This is a genomic window from Mycobacterium sp. 852014-52144_SCH5372336 (assembly GCF_001665615.1).
Classification (GTDB): domain Bacteria; phylum Actinomycetota; class Actinomycetes; order Mycobacteriales; family Mycobacteriaceae; genus Mycobacterium; species Mycobacterium neumannii_A.
Window position 1 is genome coordinate 77,463 of the sequence record NZ_LZSW01000041.1, and the last position, 8,459, is coordinate 85,921.

11 protein-coding genes and 1 tRNA gene are annotated in these 8,459 nt (G+C 66.6%); 8 read left to right on the forward strand and 4 right to left on the reverse strand.

What is annotated here, in order from left to right; genetic code table 11:
- The first annotated feature begins 123 nt into the window (after nt 1-123).
- From A5759_RS08625 to A5759_RS08650, 6 genes are all read left to right on the forward strand, one after another.
- Nucleotides 124-645, forward strand: a complete 522-nt coding sequence (locus A5759_RS08625; protein WP_064418473.1) for a tRNA adenosine deaminase-associated protein — start codon at nt 124-126, stop codon at nt 643-645.
- Nucleotides 645-1,103, forward strand: a complete 459-nt coding sequence (locus A5759_RS08630) for a nucleoside deaminase (RefSeq protein ID WP_156616870.1) — start codon at nt 645-647, stop codon at nt 1,101-1,103. Before A5759_RS08625 ends, A5759_RS08630 begins: the two co-directional genes overlap by 1 nt.
- A gap of 136 nt (nt 1,104-1,239) precedes the next feature.
- Nucleotides 1,240-1,330, forward strand: a tRNA-Ser gene (locus A5759_RS08635).
- Nucleotides 1,331-1,414: 84 nt separating this feature from the next.
- On the forward strand, nt 1,415-2,626 hold the full coding sequence (locus A5759_RS08640) for a PP2C family protein-serine/threonine phosphatase (protein WP_156616868.1): 1,212 nt from the start codon (nt 1,415-1,417) through the stop codon (nt 2,624-2,626).
- Nucleotides 2,623-4,194 carry an ATP-binding protein gene (locus A5759_RS08645; protein ID WP_068196255.1) on the forward strand — a complete coding sequence of 524 codons (1,572 nt, stop codon included), beginning with the start codon at nt 2,623-2,625 and terminating at the stop codon, nt 4,192-4,194. Before A5759_RS08640 ends, A5759_RS08645 begins: the two co-directional genes overlap by 4 nt.
- Nucleotides 4,191-4,631, forward strand: coding sequence for a response regulator (locus A5759_RS08650; protein ID WP_064394836.1), 441 nt, complete (start codon nt 4,191-4,193; stop codon nt 4,629-4,631). The genes A5759_RS08645 and A5759_RS08650 overlap by 4 nt, the downstream gene beginning before the upstream one ends.
- Here A5759_RS08650 and A5759_RS08655 read toward each other — a convergent pair.
- Both A5759_RS08655 and A5759_RS08660 read right to left on the reverse strand, forming a co-directional pair.
- Nucleotides 4,604-5,053 (reverse strand): ATP-binding protein, encoded by a 450-nt coding sequence (locus A5759_RS08655; RefSeq protein WP_068196258.1) that lies wholly within the window; start codon nt 5,051-5,053, stop codon nt 4,604-4,606. The genes A5759_RS08650 and A5759_RS08655 overlap by 28 nt on opposite strands.
- Nucleotides 5,054-5,186: 133 nt before the next feature.
- Nucleotides 5,187-5,558 carry a hypothetical protein gene (locus A5759_RS08660; protein WP_068196261.1) on the reverse strand — a complete coding sequence of 124 codons (372 nt, stop codon included), beginning with the start codon at nt 5,556-5,558 and terminating at the stop codon, nt 5,187-5,189.
- 57 nt (nt 5,559-5,615) lie between these two features.
- Between A5759_RS08660 and A5759_RS08665 the strand changes: the two genes are divergently transcribed.
- On the forward strand, nt 5,616-5,954 hold the full coding sequence (locus A5759_RS08665; protein ID WP_064418474.1) for a DUF732 domain-containing protein: 339 nt from the start codon (nt 5,616-5,618) through the stop codon (nt 5,952-5,954).
- A 55-nt stretch (nt 5,955-6,009) separates the two neighbouring features.
- On the opposite strand, the gene A5759_RS08670 is transcribed toward A5759_RS08665, so the two are convergent.
- Both A5759_RS08670 and A5759_RS08675 read right to left on the reverse strand, forming a co-directional pair.
- Nucleotides 6,010-6,474: a lipoprotein LpqH gene (locus tag A5759_RS08670; RefSeq protein WP_064394832.1), complete on the reverse strand. Its 465-nt coding sequence runs from the start codon at nt 6,472-6,474 to the stop codon at nt 6,010-6,012.
- 119 nt (nt 6,475-6,593) lie between these two features.
- Entirely contained in the window at nt 6,594-7,046 is a 453-nt protein-coding gene (locus tag A5759_RS08675; protein ID WP_068196265.1) for a lipoprotein LpqH, read from the reverse strand.
- Nucleotides 7,047-7,063: 17 nt separating this feature from the next.
- Here A5759_RS08675 and tgt point away from each other — a divergent pair, with 17 nt between their 5' ends.
- Complete coding sequence (tgt, locus tag A5759_RS08680) at nt 7,064-8,341, forward strand: tRNA guanosine(34) transglycosylase Tgt (protein ID WP_068196268.1); 1,278 nt, start codon at nt 7,064-7,066, stop codon at nt 8,339-8,341.
- The last annotated feature ends 118 nt before the right edge of the window (nt 8,342-8,459 follow it).

Sequence of the window (8,459 nt, forward strand, 5' to 3'; positions counted from 1 at the left end):
CGTCAAGGTTGGCATATCGAGCGCCGTCGACCACGTCGGGATCGGCGTCGATACTGGAAAAGGGGGGTGCGGACGCGTTAAGGACATGGAAAAGGGCATGGTCGACGACTACCGTAGGCCGACATGGGAGCACAGCGTGCACAGGCGCGGGAGCAGTCCACGGACACTCCCGACGGCTTCGGCGTTGCTGTCGTCCGTGAGGACGGCAAGTGGCGATGCGCGCCGATGCGCGAAGCGGCCCTGACCAGCCTCACCGACGCCGAGCGGGAACTACGCGAAATCCGCAGCGCGGGAGCGGTGTTCGGGCTGCTGGACATCGACGACGAGTTCTTCGTCATCGTGCGCCCCGCCCCCTCTGGCGCGCGGCTGTTCCTGTCGGATGCCACCGCCGCCCTGGACTACGACATCGCCGCCGAAGCCTTGGAGATGCTCGACGCCGACATCGAGCCCGAGGAGCTCGAGGAGGCCGAACCGTTCGAGGAGGGCGACCTGGGTCTGCTCTCGGACATCGGCCTGCCCGAGGCCGTGCTCGGCGTCATCCTCGACGAGTCCGACCTCTACGCCGACGAACAGCTGGGCCGGATCGCGCGCGAGATGGGCTTCGCCGACGAGTTGTCGGCAGTACTCGACCGTATGGGCCGGTGATCGCGCAGCCCGACGACGAGGCACTGATCCGCGCCGCCCTCGAAGCTGCACGTAGCGCCGGTCCGCGCGACGTGCCGATCGGGGCGGTCGTCGTCTCAGCCGACGGCACCGAGTTGGCGCGCGCCGCCAATGAGCGCGAAGCCCTCGGCGATCCCACCGCGCACGCCGAGATCCTCGCGATCCGGGCCGCCGCGGCGGTGCTCGGCGACGGCTGGCGGTTGGAGGGCACCACGCTGGCGGTCACCGTCGAACCCTGCACTATGTGCGCGGGCGCGCTGGTGATGGCGCGCGTGGCGCGGGTGGTGTTCGGCGCCTGGGAGCCCAAGACCGGGGCCGTCGGGTCGTTATGGGATGTGGTGCGCGACCGGCGGCTGACCCACCGACCGCAGGTGCGCGGCGGCGTGCTGGCCGACGAATGCGCGGCGCCGCTGGAGGCGTTCTTCTCCCGGCAGCGTTGACGCCTGTGTCTCGCGAGACGTACACCAGGGTCGCGGTCGGCCCGTGGTTCACGACCCTGGTGTAGCTCTCGCGAACAGAAACAACTGCCCGGCAGCGATTGGAGTAGACCGGTGTGCTCCCGGTAAGCTGCCACACGGTGGCGTGTCCGAGCGGCCTAAGGAGCACGCCTCGAAAGCGTGTGACGGGTAACCCCCGTCCGAGGGTTCAAATCCCTCCGCCACCGCCACAACGATTCAGGCACTATTGTCAGGATCTGTCACTGAAGCAGAGGTCGAGGCGACCGCGGTGACCAACGCGAGAGAATTGGTATATGCGCGCGCTTCATGACCAGGACCCCTGGGCCTCGGCCGGGGGGAGTGCTGGGCTGCGCCCTTTTTCGGTGCTGCTCGTCGAGGACGACCGCGCCGACGCCATCCTGGTCGAGGAGTTGATCGCCGACGCCGACTCCAACATCAACGTCGTGTGGGCGCCGTCCATGGAGGATGCCGAACAGCATCTGGAGGTTTCCCGCCCCGACTGCGTGCTGCTGGATCTGAACCTTCCGGACGCCGACGGCATCAAGGCGCTCGACCGCGTCGCCAGGCGCGACATCACCATGCCGATCGTCGTGTTGACCGGCCTCAACGACGAGCACTTCGGCATCTCGGCCGTCGCTGCCGGCGCCCAGGATTACCTCGTCAAGGGTCGCGTCGAACCGGAGACGCTGCGCCGCGCCCTGCTCTACGCCGTGGAACGCAAACGCGCCGAGCTGACGTCGGTGGAACTGCACGCCAGCGAGCTGCGCGCGATGGAGAACGCCCGCCTCGAGCGTGGCCTGCTGCCGTCGCCGCTGCTCCTCGATCAACCCGGAATCGACATCGTCGCCGAGTACCGCCCCAGTCGTCAGCACGCACTGCTCGGCGGCGACTTCTACGACTTCGTGCAGACCCCCGACCGCACCCTGCACGTCATGGTCGGTGACGTGGCCGGCCACGGACCCGACGAGGCCGCGCTGGGCGTGGCGTTGAGGATCGGCTGGCGCGCACTGACATTCGCCGGGTTGCGGGGCAACGAACGCATGCGCCAGTTGGAACGGATTTTGAGCACCGAACGCCCGGGGTCGAGCATCTTTGCGACGGTGCTCAGCGTCGCGATGTCCACCGACAACCTCAGCTTCAACGTCGTGTCCGCCGGTCATCCCGGCATGCTGCTGCACGGGGACAACACCGTGGAGTGGCTGGAACCGAAGGTCGGCCCGGCGCTCGGCCTGTACGGACTCGAGTGGCCGCTGAACCTTTTTGAACTGCCCCCGGGGTACGGCTTGGTGCTGTTGACCGATGGCTTGTTCGAGGGTCGCTCCGGTCGCGGAACCGAACGCCTCGGCGAGGCGGGCCTGCTCGAAGTCGCCAGGGGCTACGCGCACCTGCCCGGTCGCGAGTTCGTCACCGCCCTGATCGACGACGTGGAGCGCCGCGCGCAGTCGGTGGGCGGTATCAGCGACGACATCGCGGTGGTGCGGGTGGAGCGGACGATCACCGGATGAGGGGTCGCCTCACCGTCCAGGGGTGGCAGAACCTCGTGCTGTCCATGATGGGCGTGGTGGTCATCGCCGGCGCGATCGTGGGTGCGCTGCTGTTGAACCGGACCGACGAGGTCTCGCGCGAGCTGAACCTCGGTATCCAACCCGCCCGGGTGGCGGCGTATCAGTTGCAGGCGGCCCTTCGCGACCAGGAGACCGCTGTGCGCGGTTACGCGATCGCCGCCGATCTCCAATTCCTCGACCCCTACTTCGAGGGTCAGCAGGTCGAGAACGAGGCGGCGCGGCAGATCCGCGACGGAATCGGCCACCGGGAGAAGCTCATCGGCGACCTGGAAGCGATCGAGAAGGCCGCGGCCGAGTGGCGCTCGACGTACGCGGACCCGCTGATTGCCTCGGTGACACCCGGGATGCCGAAGGTCCTGGACGCCGCCACCGCCGAGCGGGGCAAACAAGGGTTCGACGCCCTGCGCGTGCTCTTCAACACCCAGAACCGCGACCTGTCGCAGGCCCGCCAGGATGCGGTCGACGAGCTCGCCGCCGTGCAGACCTGGCGAGACACCCTGTTGATCGCGATCCTCGTGGCGTTCTTCGTCGCCGGCATCGTGCTGGCGGTCCTGGTGCGCAAGGCCGTCACCCGCCCCCTCGAGCAGCTCGCCGCCTCGTGCCGCAGGATCACCGAGGGCAACTTCGACGAAAAGATCGCGGTGCGCGGCCCGCGTGACATTCAGGCGATCGCTGCGGATGTGGAGGACATGCGCCAGCGCATCGTCGACGAGCTGGCCGCGTCGCGGTCGGCCAAAGAGCAACTCGGCGACCAAGCCCTGGAACTGCAACGGTCTAACGCCGAACTCGAACAGTTCGCCTATGTGGCTTCACACGACCTGCAGGAGCCGCTGCGCAAGGTGGCCTCGTTTTGCCAGCTGATCGAGAAGCGCTACGGCGACAAGCTCGACGAGCGCGGCGTCGAATACATCCGCTTCGCCGTCGACGGCGCCAAACGCATGCAGGTGCTGATCAACGACCTCCTCACCTTCTCCCGCGTCGGCAGGCTCGGCTCGACCGAAGCCGACGTCGACCTTGATGCCGTGCTGGCCGACGCGATAGACAACGTGTCGGCCTCGATCGAGGAATCCGGTGCGGAGGTGGTGCGCACCGGAGAGCCGCTGCCCACCGTCAAGGGCGACCCGACGCTGTTGACGATGCTGTGGCAGAACCTGATCGGCAACGCGGTGAAGTTCCGCCGGCCCGACGCCGCGCCGCGGATCGTCATCGACTGCGCGGTCGGCGAGGGCACCCGCGAGGGCGCGTGGCTCTTCACCGTCACCGACAACGGGATCGGCATTCCCGAGGAGTTCGCCGAGAAGGTCTTCGTGATCTTCCAGCGCCTGCACGGCCGCGAGGTCTACACCGGAACGGGTATCGGCCTGGCGCTGTGCAAGAAGATCGTCGAGCACCACGGCGGTAACATCTGGATCGACACCGGCCACACCGAGGGCACCAGGTTCCGCTTCACCATTCCCTGCGTCGTCGACGAGCCCGTCGCGGCCGAAATGGAAGGATCAACTGCATGACACTGGACGGCCGGGCGATCGACGTGTTGCTCGTCGAGGACGACCCGGGTGACGAGCTGATCACCCGAGAAGCATTCGAGCACAACAAGATCAAGAACACCTTGCATGTCGCGCACGACGGTGAGGAGGGACTCGACTTCCTCTACCGCCGAGGCAAGTACGCCGACGCGCCGCGGCCCGACCTGATCCTGCTCGACCTGAACCTGCCGAAATACGACGGCAGGCAGTTGCTCGAGCAGATCAAGTCCGACGCCGAGCTCAGCCATATCCCCGTGGTGGTGCTCACCACATCATCGGCGGAGGAAGACATCCTGCGCAGCTACAAACTGCACGCCAACGCGTATGTCACCAAGCCCGTCGATCTCGATCAGTTCATGAACGCCGTCCGCCAGATCGACGAGTTCTTCGTTCAGGTGGTTCGGCTGCCCAATTCCTGACCGCCGCGTTCTTCGTCGGTCACGTCGAAGTCGATGCGTACGGTCGTGCCCGACGCCGATTTCATGACCTCCACACCGTTGCCGACCGCGCGGATGATCGGAAGGCCGCGCCCGCGGGTCGTCGGCTCCGTGCTCGGGGTCCGCCACTGTCCGTGATCTGAGACACAGACCACTATCCGCCCGTCCTCGACGGTCGCCTCGACCACCATCTCTCCGTCGGGGGAGTCCTGATAAGCATGCTCGACGCAGTTGGTGGCGGCCTCGTTGACGGCGAGCACGATGTCGGCGCTCACGTCGTCGGGCACGCCGATCGGTTCCATCCACCCGACCAAACTGCGGCGAATCTGTGCCAGTCGATCCGCGGTGGCCGGAACCTCGATCCTCAGAGGGTCTGCCGGCCGCAGACGCACATCGATCACCACGCCCGTGGTTGTACCCCGCTTGCCCCGATTCCTCACGTATGTCACGCATACGCTTGGGTCTCAAAACAATAGCGAGGCGCAGATCACACACGAGGACGACGAAAGGCGAGCGCGCCGCGCGTACCGGTGGCCGTCAGCCGTAGAAGATCACCTGATAGTCGGGTGTCCACGCACCCTGTTTGCAGCTCAGCGGGATGCCGTCGGGGGTCTGGGCCACTCCGGTCGCATCGCCGCACGGCAGACGGTTGGTGCGGACGCCGACCAGCGGCGGCGACGAGACCCAGGTGCTGCGCGAGTTGCACGCCAGCGTGTTGCCCGAGGCGTCGATCCCGAAGTTGTAGCGGGTGTTCTGCACGCAGTGCGTGCCCTCCACCGCGCTCCGGTCGACGTAGGGAACACAGTCGGCGCCGTCGCAGTAGCCGGGGGATGCCGGCGCATTCGCGGCGGTCATCAGCGGTGCGGCGACGAATCCGCACGAGAGCGCAGCTGCAGCCATGAGCCTCATAGGTGGCTAGCCTAAGTGCCCCGCATCGACGGTGGACACGGAATAGGCTCTTAAGCCATGAAGCCGGTGATGGTTACCCTGGTCGCCGCCGCGGGCGCGGCTGCGTTGATCTCCGCTCCGACGGCCAACGCCGATGCGGTCGCGTATCTGGTCAACGTGCACGTGCGTCCGGGATACAACTTCCCCAACGCCGACGCCGCCATCGGCTACGGCAGGACGATCTGCGACCGGGTGGCGGGCAAGATGAGCTACGGCCAGCTGGTGGACCAGGTGACCGCCGACTTCCACACGACCGACAAGTATCAGGGCGCCTACCTGATCAACCAGGCGGTCAACGAGCTGTGCCCGGCGCAGATCTGGCAGTTGCGCCAATCGGCCGCCGGCTACACCGGATGAAAAACGGCGGCGCCCCTTGTCGGGACGCCGCCTTCTCTCACGCTCGATGATTGCCCTACGGGCAGGTGACTTCGATCTCGAAGGGCTTGTTGACCGGCTGCAACGGGTTGGCCATGTCGACGCCCGTGGCGGTGCCGCTGATCTTGTACGTCTTGCCGTCCTTCTCGGCCTTGGCCTCGCCCTGGCCGGCTCCACTCTGGTAGCCCAGCGTCACGCCGTTGACGTTGCCCAGGCCGACCGACTGCACCGTCGGTTCGTCGCCGGAGCTGACGACGGCGCCGATGCCGGTGGTGGCGTCGCCGATCGCGATGTTGGTGTTCCCGCCCATGTCGCTGCACACGACGGTGCCCTGGACGGCCTGATCCTGACCGTCGATCGTGACGGTGGTCTTGCCCTCGGCCGAAGCGGCCGTCGATGTCTCACCCGAGGTTTCAGACTTCTTCTCACCCGAGGAACAGCCGGATAGACCTGCGATGACGATCGCCGCGCCGCCGACGGCGACCAGTAACCCACGCTTCACCCTGTTCTCCTTTGTGTGTGTGACCCGTCAAGATCGGATCATCCGAAAGCAGTATGGGTTCGCGGGAAACCGGCCCACAGCGTTTCTGGCAAAAATTGATCATCCGCTCCAGCGCCTGCTCAGCAGGACACCTGGACGCTGAAAGTGCCGTTGGCCCGGAAGCTGGGGTTGTCGGTGTCGAAGCCGTCGGCTTCACCGGAGATGTCGTAGGTCCGGCCCGTCATGGAAACCTCGGCCGGCTCGGACGTGGCGCCCACCCCGGCCGTGTAGCTGCCGGTGAATCCGCCGATGTTGTTGATCCTGACCGACTCGACGGTCAGGGCTTCCTGGTTCGACACCATCGCGGTGAGTCCGGACGTCTCGTCGCCCGTGGTGATGGTGGTGAGGTATCCCGTCGTGTCGCACTGCACCGCGTCGGTCGTGCCCTCGTCGTTGCCGTTGACCGAGACCTGCGCCGTGCCCGCGACCAGTTCGCCCTTCGGCGGTGTGTAATCGTCGGGACTGCTCGAACATGCGGCCGGCGTCAGCACGATCGCGGCGGCACAGCACGTCGGCACCCACCGATTTCTCACAGTGCAGAATCTACGGCGTGGCCGTGCCGAAATCTCCCGCTCCGAAAGAGTCGTCGGCCCCGTTTTTCAGCGTGACGGCGCAACTGCCCGGCCGGGCCGGCCGCACCGGCGTCATCCGCACCCCCCACGGTGAGATCCGCACCCCGGCGTTCATTCCCGTCGGCACGCAGGCGACCGTCAAGGCGGTGCTGCCCGAAACCATGAAAGAACTTGGTGCGCAGGCCCTTCTGGCGAACGCCTATCACCTGTACCTGCAGCCCGGCCCGGACATCGTCGACGAGGCCGGGGGATTGTCGGCGTTCATGAACTGGCCGGGTCCGACGTTCACCGACAGCGGCGGCTTTCAGGTGTTGTCGCTGGGCGCGGGCTTTCGCAAAGTGCTGGCGATGGACGCCGAGCGTGTCCAGGCCGACGACATCATCGCCGAAGGCAAGGAGCGACTGGCCAACGTCGACGACGACGGGGTGACGTTTCGATCGCATCTGGACGGATCCACCCACCGGTTCACCCCCGAGGTGTCGATCCGGATCCAGCATCAGCTCGGAGCGGACATCATCTTCGCTTTCGACGAGCTGACCACGCTGGTCAACACCCGCGGATACCAGGAGCGGTCGGTGCAGCGGACGCATGACTGGGCGGTGCGCTGTCTGGCCGAGCACCGGCGGCAGCACGAGGCGCGTCCGGACAAGCCCGGGCAGGCGTTGTTCGGGGTCGTGCAGGGCGCCCAGTACGAGGACCTGCGCAGACAGGCCACCCGCGGTCTGGTCACGATCGGCGCACAGGCCGGGCCCGCCGAGGGCCTCGAATTCGACGGCTACGGCATCGGCGGCGCCCTGGAGAAACAGAACCTCGCCACGATTGTCGGATGGGTGGTCGACGAACTGCCCGCCGACAAGCCCCGCCACCTGCTGGGCATCAGCGAGCCCGACGATCTGTTCGACGCGATCGCCGCGGGCGCCGACACGTTCGACTGTGTGTCTCCGTCGCGGGTCGCCCGCAACGCCGCCGTGTACTCGACAACCGGCCGCTTCAACATCACCAACGCTCGGTTCCGCCGGGACTTCACCCCGATCGACGCCGACTGCGACTGCTATACCTGCGCCCACTACACCAAGGCCTACATCCACCACCTGTTCAAGGCCAAGGAGATCCTGTCGGCGACCCTGTGCACCATCCACAACGAGCGGTTCGTGGTGCGGCTGGTCGACCGCATCCGCGCGGCCATCGAAACGGGTGACTTCGACGAGCTGCGCGCCGACGTGCTGGGCCGGTACTACGCGACACGAACGCGCTGACACTTCTGGCGCGAACGTGGGTTACCCGCACGCTGTCGGGTGGGCAGATTCATACGGTCAGTGCAACATCCCTGGATTTAGGAGCGTTGCGCATGCCAAGTGGTTATCCGCATCCGCG